The sequence below is a fragment of the Acinetobacter sp. YH12116 genome, from assembly GCF_013418895.1.
In the GTDB taxonomy this organism is placed as follows: Bacteria; Pseudomonadota; Gammaproteobacteria; order Pseudomonadales; family Moraxellaceae; genus Acinetobacter; species Acinetobacter indicus.
Genome location: NZ_VPBE01000003.1, coordinates 112,319 through 125,561 on the forward strand (window position 1 = coordinate 112,319; position 13,243 = coordinate 125,561).

The 13,243-nt window shown below is 46.1% G+C and carries 24 protein-coding genes; 22 read left to right on the forward strand and 2 right to left on the reverse strand.

Features of this window, described 5'->3' with window-relative positions; genetic code table 11:
• Positions 1–105: 105 nt before the first annotated feature.
• A complete protein-coding gene (locus FTU54_RS03170) occupies positions 106–1,689 on the reverse strand; it encodes a helicase HerA-like domain-containing protein (protein WP_180074435.1) in 1,584 nt (527 codons plus the stop codon).
• 19 nt (positions 1,690–1,708) lie between these two features.
• Positions 1,709–2,911, reverse strand: coding sequence for a PLP-dependent transferase (locus tag FTU54_RS03175; RefSeq protein ID WP_168397466.1), 1,203 nt, complete (start codon positions 2,909–2,911; stop codon positions 1,709–1,711).
• Positions 2,912–3,072: 161 nt separating this feature from the next.
• On the opposite strand from FTU54_RS03175, the gene FTU54_RS03180 reads away from it, so the two are divergent.
• The 22 genes from FTU54_RS03180 to rplO all read left to right on the forward strand — a co-directional run bounded on the left by FTU54_RS03180 (position 3,073) and on the right by rplO (position 13,229).
• Positions 3,073–3,825, forward strand: a complete 753-nt coding sequence (locus FTU54_RS03180; protein WP_168390956.1) for a type 1 glutamine amidotransferase — start codon at positions 3,073–3,075, stop codon at positions 3,823–3,825.
• Positions 3,826–4,091: 266 nt separating this feature from the next.
• Positions 4,092–4,403, forward strand: a complete 312-nt coding sequence (gene rpsJ, locus FTU54_RS03185; RefSeq protein ID WP_005180291.1) for a 30S ribosomal protein S10 — start codon at positions 4,092–4,094, stop codon at positions 4,401–4,403.
• Between the two features lie 59 nt (positions 4,404–4,462).
• Positions 4,463–5,101 carry a 50S ribosomal protein L3 gene (rplC, locus tag FTU54_RS03190; protein WP_180074437.1) on the forward strand — a complete coding sequence of 213 codons (639 nt, stop codon included), beginning with the start codon at positions 4,463–4,465 and terminating at the stop codon, positions 5,099–5,101.
• Positions 5,102–5,112: 11 nt separating this feature from the next.
• Entirely contained in the window at positions 5,113–5,715 is a 603-nt protein-coding gene (rplD, locus tag FTU54_RS03195) for a 50S ribosomal protein L4 (RefSeq protein WP_005180287.1), read from the forward strand.
• Positions 5,712–6,032 carry a 50S ribosomal protein L23 gene (rplW, locus tag FTU54_RS03200; protein WP_005180285.1) on the forward strand — a complete coding sequence of 107 codons (321 nt, stop codon included), beginning with the start codon at positions 5,712–5,714 and terminating at the stop codon, positions 6,030–6,032. Before rplD ends, rplW begins: the two co-directional genes overlap by 4 nt.
• An 11-nt stretch (positions 6,033–6,043) precedes the next feature.
• Positions 6,044–6,868: a 50S ribosomal protein L2 gene (gene rplB / locus FTU54_RS03205; protein ID WP_127801047.1), complete on the forward strand. Its 825-nt coding sequence runs from the start codon at positions 6,044–6,046 to the stop codon at positions 6,866–6,868.
• A gap of 20 nt (positions 6,869–6,888) precedes the next feature.
• Positions 6,889–7,164 carry a 30S ribosomal protein S19 gene (gene rpsS / locus FTU54_RS03210; protein WP_001138119.1) on the forward strand — a complete coding sequence of 92 codons (276 nt, stop codon included), beginning with the start codon at positions 6,889–6,891 and terminating at the stop codon, positions 7,162–7,164.
• Positions 7,165–7,175: 11 nt separating this feature from the next.
• The gene (rplV, locus tag FTU54_RS03215) at positions 7,176–7,505 is read left to right on the forward strand and encodes a 50S ribosomal protein L22 (RefSeq protein ID WP_001982638.1); all 330 of its coding nucleotides are present in this window, start codon (positions 7,176–7,178) and stop codon (positions 7,503–7,505) included.
• 1 nt (position 7,506) lies between these two features.
• On the forward strand, positions 7,507–8,259 hold the full coding sequence (gene rpsC, locus FTU54_RS03220; protein ID WP_005180281.1) for a 30S ribosomal protein S3: 753 nt from the start codon (positions 7,507–7,509) through the stop codon (positions 8,257–8,259).
• Positions 8,260–8,262: 3 nt separating this feature from the next.
• A complete protein-coding gene (gene rplP, locus FTU54_RS03225; RefSeq protein WP_005180280.1) occupies positions 8,263–8,676 on the forward strand; it encodes a 50S ribosomal protein L16 in 414 nt (137 codons plus the stop codon).
• On the forward strand, positions 8,676–8,873 hold the full coding sequence (gene rpmC, locus FTU54_RS03230) for a 50S ribosomal protein L29 (protein ID WP_000849928.1): 198 nt from the start codon (positions 8,676–8,678) through the stop codon (positions 8,871–8,873). The genes rplP and rpmC overlap by 1 nt, the downstream gene beginning before the upstream one ends.
• The gene (rpsQ, locus tag FTU54_RS03235; RefSeq protein ID WP_005180277.1) at positions 8,870–9,127 is read left to right on the forward strand and encodes a 30S ribosomal protein S17; all 258 of its coding nucleotides are present in this window, start codon (positions 8,870–8,872) and stop codon (positions 9,125–9,127) included. Before rpmC ends, rpsQ begins: the two co-directional genes overlap by 4 nt.
• A gap of 91 nt (positions 9,128–9,218) precedes the next feature.
• A complete protein-coding gene (rplN, locus tag FTU54_RS03240) occupies positions 9,219–9,587 on the forward strand; it encodes a 50S ribosomal protein L14 (RefSeq protein ID WP_001982634.1) in 369 nt (122 codons plus the stop codon).
• Positions 9,588–9,596: 9 nt separating this feature from the next.
• Positions 9,597–9,914: a 50S ribosomal protein L24 gene (gene rplX / locus FTU54_RS03245; protein ID WP_005180274.1), complete on the forward strand. Its 318-nt coding sequence runs from the start codon at positions 9,597–9,599 to the stop codon at positions 9,912–9,914.
• Between the two features lie 16 nt (positions 9,915–9,930).
• Positions 9,931–10,467, forward strand: a complete 537-nt coding sequence (gene rplE, locus FTU54_RS03250) for a 50S ribosomal protein L5 (protein ID WP_005180272.1) — start codon at positions 9,931–9,933, stop codon at positions 10,465–10,467.
• A gap of 9 nt (positions 10,468–10,476) precedes the next feature.
• Positions 10,477–10,782, forward strand: coding sequence for a 30S ribosomal protein S14 (rpsN, locus tag FTU54_RS03255; RefSeq protein ID WP_005180266.1), 306 nt, complete (start codon positions 10,477–10,479; stop codon positions 10,780–10,782).
• A gap of 12 nt (positions 10,783–10,794) precedes the next feature.
• The gene (gene rpsH / locus FTU54_RS03260) at positions 10,795–11,190 is read left to right on the forward strand and encodes a 30S ribosomal protein S8 (RefSeq protein ID WP_005180264.1); all 396 of its coding nucleotides are present in this window, start codon (positions 10,795–10,797) and stop codon (positions 11,188–11,190) included.
• Between the two features lie 13 nt (positions 11,191–11,203).
• Positions 11,204–11,737, forward strand: a complete 534-nt coding sequence (rplF, locus tag FTU54_RS03265; RefSeq protein WP_005180261.1) for a 50S ribosomal protein L6 — start codon at positions 11,204–11,206, stop codon at positions 11,735–11,737.
• A 14-nt stretch (positions 11,738–11,751) separates the two neighbouring features.
• Positions 11,752–12,102: a 50S ribosomal protein L18 gene (rplR, locus tag FTU54_RS03270; protein WP_005180260.1), complete on the forward strand. Its 351-nt coding sequence runs from the start codon at positions 11,752–11,754 to the stop codon at positions 12,100–12,102.
• Between the two features lie 2 nt (positions 12,103–12,104).
• Positions 12,105–12,602, forward strand: coding sequence for a 30S ribosomal protein S5 (gene rpsE, locus FTU54_RS03275; RefSeq protein WP_005180258.1), 498 nt, complete (start codon positions 12,105–12,107; stop codon positions 12,600–12,602).
• 6 nt (positions 12,603–12,608) lie between these two features.
• Positions 12,609–12,785 carry a 50S ribosomal protein L30 gene (rpmD, locus tag FTU54_RS03280; protein WP_005180256.1) on the forward strand — a complete coding sequence of 59 codons (177 nt, stop codon included), beginning with the start codon at positions 12,609–12,611 and terminating at the stop codon, positions 12,783–12,785.
• A gap of 3 nt (positions 12,786–12,788) precedes the next feature.
• The gene (rplO, locus tag FTU54_RS03285; RefSeq protein ID WP_005180254.1) at positions 12,789–13,229 is read left to right on the forward strand and encodes a 50S ribosomal protein L15; all 441 of its coding nucleotides are present in this window, start codon (positions 12,789–12,791) and stop codon (positions 13,227–13,229) included.
• The last annotated feature ends 14 nt before the right edge of the window (positions 13,230–13,243 follow it).

Below are 13,243 nucleotides of genomic sequence, written 5' to 3' on the forward strand. Positions count from 1 at the left end.
ACATTTTATAAAACGCCAGTGCAAGCACTGTTTTTAAAAAACCATAAAAAAATTATGGGATATAAAAATATCCCATAATGAAAGCTGTTCCTATCGGTTTTTTGATTATTTTCGGCCAAACAGGGAGCCTAATAATCCGCGGACAATTTTCTGTCCGGTGCTGCCGCCTAAGGTTCGGGCTGCACTCTTGGCAAAGGTGCCGACAATATCCTGAGTCAGCTTTTCACGCTGTCGTGCAGTGCGTTCAGCTTCTTTTTGCTGTTCGCGGGCCAGACGTTCCTGTTCCCGCGCCTGCTGTTTGGCCAAAGCAGCCTGTTCTTTGGCTTGCTGCTTGGCTAAAGCTTCCTGTTCTTTGGCGCGTTGCTGTTCTAGCGCGGCCTGTTCAGCCTGTTGCTGGCGTTCCGCTACTTTCTGTTGCAGCATTTCATAGGCACTGTCCCGGTCCAGACTCTGCTCATATACATCGGCGACAATACTCTGGCTCATCAGTGCCTTGCGCTGTTCAGGGCTAATCGGGCTAAACGAGGAGTAGGGCGGCATCACCCAGCCGCGCTCTACAATCTGCGGCGTGCCTTGTTCATCCAGACAGCTAATTAGGGCTTCACCGACGGCCAGTTCGGTAATGGCCTGTTCTACCTGAAACTCCGGATTGGCACGGAAAGTTGCTGCCGCGGTTTTGACCGCTTTCTGATCTTTCGGGGTAAAGGCGCGCAAGGCGTGTTGCACCCGGTTGCCGAGCTGTCCCAGTACACTTTCAGGCAAATCCAGCGGATTCTGGGTGACAAAATAAATTCCGACGCCTTTGGAGCGAATCAGGCGGACCACCTGCTCAATTTTCTCCTGTAGGGCCGGGCTGGCATTGTCAAACAGTAAATGCGCTTCATCAAAGAAGAACACCAGTTTGGGTTTGTCCATATCACCGACCTCTGGTAACTGTTCAAACAGCTCTGATAGCATCCACAATAAAAAGGTCGCATACAGTTTCGGGGTGTGCATCAACTTGTCTGCAGCCAGCAGGTTGATGTTGCCGTGTCCCTGGGCATCGGTCTGCATGAAATCCAGAATATTCAGGCTGGGCTCGCCAAAAAACAGATCACCGCCCTGATCGGCCAGTGCCAGTAAATTGCGCTGAATCGCGCCCAGACTGGCTGGAGATAAATTGCCATAGTCGGCCTTTAACTCTGCCGCATGTTCGCTGACATAGCTGAGCATGGCTTTCAGGTCTTTAAAGTCAATCAGCAGGAGGCCCTGATCATCGGCAATCCGAAACACCGCTGACAATACACTTTCCTGAGTGTCATTTAAATTCAGCATCCGGGCTAGCAGTAGCGGTCCGATTTCGGAGATGGTGGTGCGAATTGGATGGCCCTGTTCACCAAATAAATCCCAGAACACCACCGGCGAGGCAGCAAAGGGAATACTGTCAATACCCAGGCTTTTAATCCGTTCATCAAATTTGGGATTGCTGGAACCAGCCTGCGCCAGACTGGAAACATCGCCTTTGGCATCGGCCAGAAAGACTGGGACACCAATGCGGGAAAAACTTTCTGCCAGTACCTTTAATGTTACGGTCTTGCCGGTACCTGTTGCCCCAGCAATCAGGCCATGACGGTTGGCAAGCTGAGAATGTAAGACTATCGCTTGTGTGGTATCACGGGTTTTTTTGGCAATGGTAATTGGTGTACCCATACTGTACTGATCCTCGTTGTTATTCGTTTTTATGCTGCTTTAAATGTTGTAATGCTTGCGCTATATCTTGAATTAAATCATCCGGATGTTCCAGTCCTATACAGAAACGCACCAGCAAACCTTGTTTTAGGTGTTTATGCTCAAGCACACGCATCTCTTTAAGGTTATACAGCATTACCAGGCTGACCGGCCCGCCCCAGCTAAAGCCCAGCTTGAACAGGGTTAATGCATCACAGAATGCCCGAATATCGTTTAAATTGTATTGCGCATCAAAAATCACACTAACCAGTCCGGCGCTGTGACCGTCTTTGCAGATGTCCTTCCAGTATGCATGACCGGCACTGTCCGGATCAGCCGGATGCAGGACCTGAACCAGCTCTTTTTGCTGTTTTAGCCAGTTCAGCAAGGTCAGTGCTGATTGTGACTGTTGCTGGTAACGCAGCTGCATGGAGGCCAGACTGCGCTGGATTTGCGCCGTATCATCTCCGCTGACACAAATCCCCTGAATGGCATGCATCCGGAATAATTGATGATGGAGCTTCTGGTCACGCGTCACCACCGAGCCCATTAAAATATCGCCACCCCCGCTTGGATATTTGGTCAGCGCATGTACGGTCAGATCTACGCTTAAGTGGTCCTCGCCAAAATCAAAGGCATTAAAGGCCAGTCCTGCGCCCCAGGTATTGTCCAGCGCAGTCAGAATGCTATGAGCTTGGGCTTTTTTCACCAGACCGCTTAAGTCCGGAAACTCCAGCGTCACCGAACCAGCCGCTTCCAGCCATAACAGTTTGGCTTTATCACTTGGGTTAAAGCTTTCTACCTCCACCGGGTTATAGACCTTGACGGCAATGCCATAACGCTGCTGCAGATTACGCAGATGCTCCATATTCGGGCCATAAATATTATCCGGAACCCAGACTTCATCGCCCTGACTTAACAAGCAGGAATTGACCAGATTAATCGCAGAAAGGCCGCTCGGCGCCAGCAGGTGATAGAGGCCGCCTTCGATCTGCGCGATGTTGTCACCTAACGTAAAGGTCGTCGGCGTGCCATGGGTGCCATAACTATAGTCATAGACATCGGTCCAGTGGCGATTAAACAGTGCATCGGTGTTGTTAAAAATAATCGTCGATGCACGATAGAGGGGAGGTTGAACCGTAGAAATCAGTTGAGGGGCTTTTCGTGGTGCATGAATCAGTTCGGTTTGCGGATTTTTTTTCACGACTTCGCTCAAATCAGGACAATCAATTGAATTTAGCTTAAGAGAAAAGGATCAGTTGTGCCATATCTGGCTGTATTTATTTGACTTTGAACACTCGGCGCTAAAGTTGGCTTCATTTTTGCAAAACCTAAAAGCATAGCTACAACAACAGGTTTCAGCGCATGGCGTCGCATTTAAAAGTACATTATTTTCAGCATATTGCTGGTGAAGGATTTGGAAGTTGTTATACGCATTTAAAACGGTTAAATGCAGAGATCAGTGCCACAGAATTTTTTGCCTTGCCGGTTGATTCAGCACTGGATATTGAAGCGCTGCCGCAGATCGAGGAGGTCGATTTGTTAATTGTCATGGGCGGCACCATGAGCGTTAATGATGAAGCCAATTTCCCCTGGTTAAAAATGGAAAAACGCTGGCTCAGGCGTTATTTGGCCATGGGAAAACCGGCCATTGGTCTGTGTCTGGGTGGGCAACTGATCGCCAATGCGCTGGGCGCGGCCGTCAGTCGCAATCCTGTACAGGAGCTGGGCTGGCACGAGGTACGCAAGGTTAGTCATGTGCCACCAGACTATTTTCAGTTGCCGGAGCAGTTTAATGTCATGCAGTGGCACAGTGAAAGCTTCGAGATTCCCAAAGGGGCTGTGCATCTGGCCGAAAATGATGCCTGTCGCAATCAGATGTATCAGATTGGCAAAAATGTACTGGGCTTTCAGTTTCACCCGGAAACCACGCCAGAAAGCCTGCAATTATTCCTGGAAGATGAAGAAGAGCTGGCCCTGTTTCAGGGACCTTATGTGCAATCGCTAGAGCAGCTGCAGCGCGCTAATAAAAATAAATTTATTCAAGGAAATCAGATATTAAATCAGGCGATAGATTATGTATTACAGCAAACTGCAGCGCAGCGGCAGGCTGTATAATTATTAAACAATTGATTTGTCGAAATATTTGAAAAATGATGTAAAAAGCCACAAAAGGATTTGCTTATGCATTAAACAATCGTTATAATGGGCGACCCTTTGATATTAAGGGGGTTAACCGCGAAGAAAGTGGTTAACTATCGTTACAGTCGTGGCATCGATCACGACCTTAGTGATATTTCACTGCTCTTGACACTTGCCTTTATTAGTGGGGTGAGATGCGTCAAGAGTGATTCTTTATATATTTTGGCTTGGAGTTAACTGGTATGTCTAACCAGAGAATTCGTATCCGTCTTAAGTCTTTTGATCACCGTTTAATTGATCAATCTGCTCAAGAGATCGTAGAAACCGCTAAGCGTACTGGCGCACAAGTGTGTGGTCCAATCCCGATGCCTACTCGCATCGAACGCTTCAACGTTCTTACATCACCGCACGTTTACAAAGATGCGCGTGACCAATATGAGATCCGCACTTACAAACGTTTGATCGATATCGTTCAACCTACAGACAAAACTGTAGATGCATTGATGAAATTAGATCTTGCAGCTGGTGTTGATGTTCAGATCGCATTGGGTTAAGGCTTTCGGTTAATTAACGCTCTAAGTTAATTAAGCCGCTTTTTTAGAGGTTTATGCACATGGCTATTGGTTTAGTCGGTCGCAAGTGCGGTATGACCCGTATCTTTACAGATGCTGGTGTTTCTGTACCTGTTACAGTGATTGAGGTTGATCCTAACCGCATCACACAAATCAAAACGCTTGAAACTGATGGTTATCAAGCGATTCAAATCACTACTGGTGAACGTCGCGAATCTCGCGTAACTAACGCTCAGAAAGGTCACTTTGCGAAAGCGGGTGTTGCTGCTGGTCGTCTGGTTCAAGAATTCCGCGTTACAGGAGCTGAGCTTGAAGGTCGTGAAGTTGGTGGTACGCTTACTGTAGATTTGTTCACAGTTGGTCAAATCGTTGACGTAACTGGCACATCTAAAGGTAAAGGTTTCCAAGGTGGTGTTAAGCGTTGGAACTTCCGTACTCAAGACGCTACTCACGGTAACTCTGTTTCTCACCGTGTTCTAGGTTCTACAGGTCAAAACCAGACTCCTGGTCGCGTATTCAAAGGCAAAAAAATGGCTGGCCATTTAGGTGCTGAACGCGTAACTACACAGGGTCTTGAAATCGTTGCAATCGACACAGAGCGTTCAGTTCTAGTTGTTAAAGGCGCGGTTCCTGGTGCTACTGGTGGCGACGTAACTGTTCGTCCTACTATCAAGGCCTGAGGGGAAATAACGTGAATTTAAAAACTGTTTCCGGCTCTGCTGTTGAATTGTCTGAAGTAGCTTTCGGCCGTGAATTTAACGAAGCGCTTGTACACCAAGTTGTTACAGCTTACTTAGCTGGTGGTCGTCAAGGTTCTAAAGCTCAGAAGTCACGTGCAGACGTTTCTGGCGGTGGTAAAAAACCATTCCGTCAAAAAGGTACTGGCCGCGCTCGTGCTGGTTCTATTCGTAGCCCAATCTGGGTTGGCGGTGGTAAAACTTTTGCTGCTCGTCCACAAGACTGGTCTCAAAAAGTGAACCGTAAGATGTACCGCGGTGCAATGCAATGTATCTTAGCTGAACTTGTTCGCCAAGATCGTCTTGTATTAGTTGAAGAGTTTGCTGTTGAAGCGCCTAAAACTAAAGCATTGCTTGCAAAACTGAACGACTTGAATGCAACTCGCGCATTGATCGTTACTGAAGCTGTAGATGAGAATCTATACCTTGCAGCTCGCAACCTTCCACACGTTGATGTGGTTGACGCTACTGCAATCGATCCTGTTAGCTTGATCGCGTTCGATAAAGTTGTAATGTCTGTTGCTGCTGCTAAGAAAATTGAGGTAGAACTCGGATGAACAACGAACGTTTATATCAAGTCCTACAAGGACCTGTATTCTCAGAAAAAGCACAAGTTTTAGGTGAAACTGCTGGTGTTCAAGTGTTCAAGGTTGCATTAAATGCAAACAAGCTTGAAATCAAAAAAGCAGTGGAACAATTATTTGGTGTAGAAGTTGTTAAAGTTAACACGACTATCACTAAAGGTAAGACTAAACGCTTTGGTAAAACTATCGGACGTCGTTCTGATGTTAAAAAAGCATACGTCACCCTGAAAGCTGGCCAAGATGTTGAAATGGCTGACTTGGGCGATACCGCTGAAACCGCAGCGGAATAAGGACGAAAATTATGCCTATTCAAAAATGTAAGCCAACGTCTCCAGGACGTCGCTTTGTAGAGAAAGTGGTTCATGATCACCTTCACAAAGGCGCGCCATATGCTCCGTTGGTAGAAGCTAAAAAACGTACTGGTGGTCGTAACAACAACGGTCACATTACGACTCGTCACGTTGGTGGTGGCCACAAACAGCACTACCGTATCGTTGACTTCAAACGTAACAAAGACGGCGTTCCTGCTGTAGTTGAGCGTATTGAATACGATCCTAACCGTACTGCACACATCGCACTGCTGAAGTATGCTGACGGTGAGCGTCGTTATATTATTGCGCCTAAAGGCTTACGTGCTGGTGATAAAGTACAGTCTGGTAACGATGCTCCAATTCGTCCAGGTAACTGCTTGCCACTTCGCAACATGCCTATCGGTTCTACACTTCATAACATCGAACTTAAAATCGGTAAAGGCGCGCAGTTAGCTCGTTCAGCTGGTACTTCAGTTCAGTTGTTGGGTCGTGACGGTTCTTACGCTATCGTTCGTTTACGTTCTGGTGAAATGCGTAAAGTACACGTTGAATGTCGTGCTGTATTGGGTGAAGTTTCTAACTCAGAAAGCAACTTGCGTTCACTTGGTAAAGCAGGTGCTTCACGCTGGCGTGGCGTTCGTCCTACCGTACGTGGTATGGCGATGAACCCGGTTGACCACCCACACGGTGGTGGTGAAGGGCGTAACAAAGGTATTCAACCTGTAAGCCCATGGGGTCAAAAAGCTAAAGGGTACAAGACACGTACCAACAAGCGTACGACTAAGATGATTATTCGCGACCGTCGCGTTAAGTAACAAGTAAAGGAATCTGACTAATGCCTCGTTCATTGAAAAAAGGCCCATTCGTCGATGCGCACTTGTTCGCTAAGGTTGAAGCGGCTGTTGCGAGCAACTCTCGTAAGCCGATCAAAACTTGGTCGCGTCGTTCGATGATTCTTCCGGATTTTGTTGGTCTAACAATTTCTGTACACAATGGTCGTAACCACGTTCCAGTAATCGTTACTGAACACATGGTTGGCCATAAACTAGGTGAATTCGCGCCAACTCGTACCTATCGTGGTCACGGTGTTGACAAGAAGTCTAAACGTTAATAGGTGCTATGATGGAAGTAACTGCTAAATTACGCGGTGCCGCTATCTCGGCACAAAAGGCACGTTTGGTTGCAGACCTTATTCGCGGCAAATCTGTTGCGCATGCGCTTAACATCCTGAACTTCAGCAACAAAAAAGCTGCTGTACTGGTTAAAAAAGCGTTGGAATCTGCAATTGCAAATGCTGAACACAATAACAGTTTAGATGTAGACGACCTTAAAGTTTCTACGATCTACGTTGATGAAGGCATGAGCCTGAAACGTATTATGCCACGTGCTAAAGGCCGTGCAGATCGTATTACTAAGCGTACTTGTCACATCACCGTTAAGGTAGGGGTTTGATATGGGTCAGAAGGTTCATCCAATCGGTATCCGCCTAGGTGTTGTGAAACGTCATAACGCTAACTGGTATGCGAATCCGAAACAATACGCTGAATACTTGCTTAAAGACCTTCAAGTTCGTGAGTTTTTAACTAAAAAACTTAAGAACGCAATGGTAAGCAATATTCTTATCGAACGTCCGACAGGCGCTGCTAAAGTAACTATTAGCACTGCTCGTCCTGGTATCGTTATCGGTAAAAAAGGCGAAGACATTGAGAAATTACAGCGCGAACTTACCAACATTATGGGTGTTCCAGCGCAAGTAAGCATCAACGAAATCGATCGTCCAGACTTAGACGCACGTCTGGTTGCTGAAGCAATCGCTTCTCAATTAGAAAAGCGTGTAATGTTCCGTCGTGCTATGAAGCGTGCGGTTCAAAACACTATGCGTGCTGGTGCCAAAGGTATCAAAGTTGAAGTTTCTGGCCGTTTAGGCGGTGCTGAGATCGCTCGTACAGAATGGTATCGTGAAGGTCGTGTACCTCTACATACACTTCGTGCGGACATCGACTACGCGACTATGCGTGCTGAAACGACTTACGGTACGATTGGTGTTAAAGTTTGGATCTTCCGTGGTGAGATCTTGGGCGGCATGAAACAAGTCATGAACCCAGCTCCAGCTGAAGAACGTCCAGCTAAACGCGGTCGCGGTCGTGGTGAAGGTCAAGAGCGTCGTGGTCGTCGCAATGATCGTTCTGCTGAAAAAGGAGAATAATCCATGTTGCAACCTAAACGTACTAAGTTCCGTAAGGTTCAAAAAGGCCGTAACACTGGTCTAGCGCACCGTGGTAGCACTGTATCTTTCGGTTCTATCGCACTTAAAGCGACTGAACGTGGTCGTATGACTGCGCGTCAGATCGAAGCTGCGCGTCGTACAATCAGCCGTCGTGTTAAACGTGGTGGTAAGATCTTTATCCGTGTATTCCCGGACAAACCAATTACTGAAAAACCATTAGAAGTTCGTATGGGTAACGGTAAAGGTAACGTGGAATACTGGGTTTGCGAAATCAAACCAGGTAAGATCCTGTACGAAATGGAAGGTGTGAACGATGAATTAGCAACTGAAGCATTCAAGCTTGCTGCTGCTAAACTTCCGTTTAAAACCACTATCGTGACTCGGACGGTAATGTAATGAAAACTAAAGATCTACGTGAAAAGTCGGTAGAAGAGTTGAAAGCTTTGCTTGATGAGCAACAGCTTAACCAATTCCGTCTTCGTATGGCGAAAGCAACTGGTCAATTGGGCAAATCGCACGAAGTGCAAGTCGCTCGTAAAACTATTGCTCGTATTAAGACACTCCTTACCGAAAAACAGGGGAACGGACAATGAGTGATAAAACAGTCCGCACGTTAACCGGCAAAGTCGTAAGCGACAAAATGGACAAGTCTATTGTTGTGCTTATTGAACGTCGTGTTCAACACCCGTTGTATGGCAAATCAATCCGCCGTTCAACAAAATTACATGCTCATGATGAGAACAATACCGCTAAAATCGGTGATGTTGTAACCATCAAAGAAAGCCGCCCAATTTCTAAAACTAAGTCTTGGACTCTAGTTGAAGTTGTTGAAGCAGCTGCTGAGTAATTAACGTTCTTGTTGCATCATCGGTCAATTTCGAGTACTCTTTGAGCCTTTCGAAATTGTGACCGGTGATGCTCGGTTTTGGAGTAGGGCAATGATTCAAACCGAAACGATGCTCGACGTAGCAGACAACAGTGGTGCTCGCCGCGTACAATGTATTAAAGTACTTGGTGGTTCACATCGTCGTTATGCTTCTGTTGGCGACATTATTAAAGTTACTGTAAAAGAAGCAATTCCACGCGCACGTGTTAAAAAAGGTGACGTGATGAATGCTGTAGTTGTACGTACAAAATTCGGTATCCGTCGTCCAGATGGTTCTGTGATTCGTTTCGACGATAACGCAGCCGTTATTTTGAACAACAACAAAGCGCCGATTGCTACTCGTATTTTCGGACCAGTGACTCGTGAACTTCGTACTGAACAGTTCATGAAAATTATTTCATTGGCTCCTGAAGTTCTATAAGAGGCAATCATGGCTAAGATTAAAAAAGGCGATCAAGTAATCGTGATCGCAGGTAAAGAAAAAGGCAAACAGGGTACTGTTTTGTCAGTTTCTAATGACCGCGTTAAGGTTGAAGGCCTTAACCTGGTTAAGAAGCATCAAAAGCCGAACCGTGTTACTGGCGCTGAAGGCGGCATCGTAACTCAGGAAGCTTCGCTTCATATTTCAAACGTGGCAATTTTTAATGCTACAACCCAAAAGGCTGACCGTGTTGGTTACCAAACGATTGACGGCGTGAAAACTCGCGTTTACAAATCAAATGGTGAATCAGTGGCGGTAGCGAAGTAATAGGTTGAAATAGGCAATGGCCAGACTTAAAACACGTTACAACGACGAACTTAAAGCTCAATTACAAGAACAATTGGGCATTAAGAATGTGATGGAGATCCCTCGCATCACTAAAATCACTATCAACATGGGTGTTGGTGCAGCTGCTGCTGACAAGAAACTCCTTGATGGTGCTCTTTCTGATATGCAAGCTATCGCTGGTCAAAAACCAGTTCTTACGTTAGCTCGTAAATCTATCGCAGGTTTTAAAATCCGTGATGGTTGGCCGATTGGTTGTAAAGTTACTTTACGCGGCGAACGCATGTACGAATTCTTAGACCGTTTGATCTCTATCGCGATCCCTCGTATCCGTGACTTCCGTGGTTTCTCTGCGAAATCATTTGATGGTCGTGGTAACTACTCTATGGGTCTTAAAGAACAAATCGTTTTCCCTGAAATCGATTTCGATAAGATTGATCGTATTCGTGGTATGGATATTACCATCACTACGACTGCTCGCACCGATGACGAAGGCCGTGCGCTTATGCGTGCATTCGGCTTCCCGTTCAAATAAGAGGTCGATATGGCTAAGAAAAGTATGATTAATCGCGAATTGAAACGCGAAGCTACTGTTGCTAAATACGCTGCAAAACGTGCTGAATTAAAAGCTGTTATTGCAAACGTAAATGCAAGCGACGAAGAGCGTTTCGAAGCGATGATGAAGTTACAAGCATTACCACGTAATGCGTCTCCAGTGCGTCTTCGTAACCGTTGTGGTTTAACTGGTCGTCCTCATGGTTACTTCCGTAAGTTCGGTTTAAGCCGTAACAAATTACGTGACACAGTAATGCAAGGTGATGTACCTGGCGTTGTTAAGGCAAGCTGGTAAGGAGCGACTAGAATGAGTATGCAAGATACCGTTGCCGACATGTTAACTCGTGTTCGTAACGCACAAATGGCGAAGAAACAAACTGTTTCTATGCCTAACTCTAAGTTGAAAGTTGCGATTGCAAACGTACTTCAACAAGAAGGTTACATTGCCAATGTAGAAGTTGCTGACGTTGAAGGCAAAGCAACTCTTACTTTGACATTAAAGTATTTCGAAGGCAAACCAGTTATCGAAACTGTGAAACGCGTAAGCCGTCCTGGTCTACGTCAGTATCGCGGTAAAGATGCACTTCCAAGCGTTAAGCAAGGTTTAGGTATTGCAATTGTTTCTACAAGCAAAGGCATCATGACTGATCGCGCTGCACGTGCTGCGGGCGTTGGTGGTGAAGTTATTGCTTTTGTTTCTTAATAGGTGATTCCTCATGTCTCGTGTGGCTAAAGCCCCAGTAACTGTACCTAACGGTGTAACAGTTACTCAGAACGGCCGGCAGGTCGAAGTGAAAGGCAGCAAAGGTACATTGTCTTTCAACCTGCATGCGCTGGTCGAGCTAAAACAGGAAGATGGTACTCTTCAAGTTGCTCCAGTAAAAGAGTCGAAAGACGCTTGGATGCAAGCTGGTACTGCTCGCGCTGTATTAAACAACCTTGTAAAAGGTGTGAACGAAGGTTTCGAACGTAAGTTACAACTGATCGGTGTTGGTTATAAAGCTGCGGTTAAAGGTACTGTTGTTAACCTTAACCTTGGTTTCTCTCATCCAATCGATTACAGCCTTCCTGAAGGTGTAACTGCAGAAACTCCTACTGCAACTGAAATCATCCTGAAATCTGCTAACAAGCAATTATTAGGTCAGGTAGCAGCTGAGATCCGTGGTTACCGTCCACCAGAGCCATATAAAGGTAAAGGTGTTCGTTATTCTGACGAAGTTGTACTTCGTAAAGAAGCTAAGAAGAAATAAGGCGCGAGGTTCTTATGAACGAAAAGAAACAATCCCGTTTGCGTCGTGCGAAAAGCACACGCTTGCACATCCGTGCATTGGGTGCGACTCGTTTGTGTGTAAACCGCACTCCGCGTCACATCTATGCTCAAGTTATCTCAGCAGATGGTGGCAAAGTTTTAGCGCAAGCTTCTACTTTAGATGCTACTTTACGTGCTGGTACAACTGGTAACGTTGAAGCTGCCAAGAAAGTTGGTGCTTTAATCGCAGAACGTGCGAAAGCAGCTGGTGTAACTAAAGTTGCATTTGACCGTTCTGGTTTTAAATATCATGGTCGTATCAAAGCCTTGGCTGATGCTGCTCGTGAAAACGGCTTGGAGTTCTAATCATGGCTAAAGTTGAACAAAACGAAGGTCTTGTTGAAAAGCTGGTAGCCGTTGATCGTGTTGCCAAAGTTGTTAAGGGTGGTCGTATCTTCTCTTTCACAGCATTAACTGTTGTGGGTGACGGTAATGGTCGCGTAGGTTTTGGTCGTGGTAAAGCGCGTGAAGTTCCAGCTGCTATTTCTAAAGCACTTGAAGCTGCTCGTCGCAACATGATTACTGTTGACCTTGTTGACGGTACTGTTCAGCATCCTATTCATGCTCGTCACGGTGCAAGCCGCGTTTACATGCAACCTGCTTCTGAAGGTACTGGTGTAATTGCTGGTGGCGCTATGCGTGCAGTTCTAGAGGCTGTTGGCGTGCGTAACGTATTAACAAAATGTTATGGCTCTACAAATGCTGCGAACGTAGTAAACGCGACTTTCAACGGTCTGCGTGATATGACTTCTCCTGAGAAAGTCGCTGCGAAACGTGGTCTGACTGTAGAACAAATTCAAGGGTAATCAATCATGAAAACGATTAAAGTTACCCAGACTAAATCTGCATCGCACCGCTTGAAAAATCACAAGCTTTGCCTGAAAGGTTTAGGTCTGCGTCGTATTGGTCATACTGTAGAAGTGCAAGATACGCCTTCTAACCGTGGTATGATCAACCAAGTCTACTATATGGTTAGTGTAGAGGAATAAGCCATGACTCTGCGTTTAAATGAACTTGCACCTGCAGAAGGTGCTAAACGTGAAAACCGTCGTCTGGGCCGTGGTATCGGTTCTGGCGTAGGTAAGACTGGTGGCCGTGGTGTCAAAGGTCAAAAATCACGTAAGAGCGGTGGCGTACGTCCAGGTTTCGAAGGTGGTCAAACTGCGTTATATCGTCGTTTACCTAAATTCGGTTTCACTAGCCAAATCGCTTTAAAAACTGCTGAAGTACGTTTATCTGAGCTTGCTAAAGTTGAAGGCGACATCGTTAGCCTAGAAACTTTAAAAGCGGCGAACGTTGTGCGTAAAGACATGATCCGTGCGCGTATCGTACTTTCTGGTGAAATTACTCGTGCTTTCACTGTTCAAGGTGTTGCATTGACTAAAGGCGCTAAAGCTGCTGTTGAAGCTGCTGGCGGTAAAGTCGAGGAGTAATCTCCAGTGTCTAT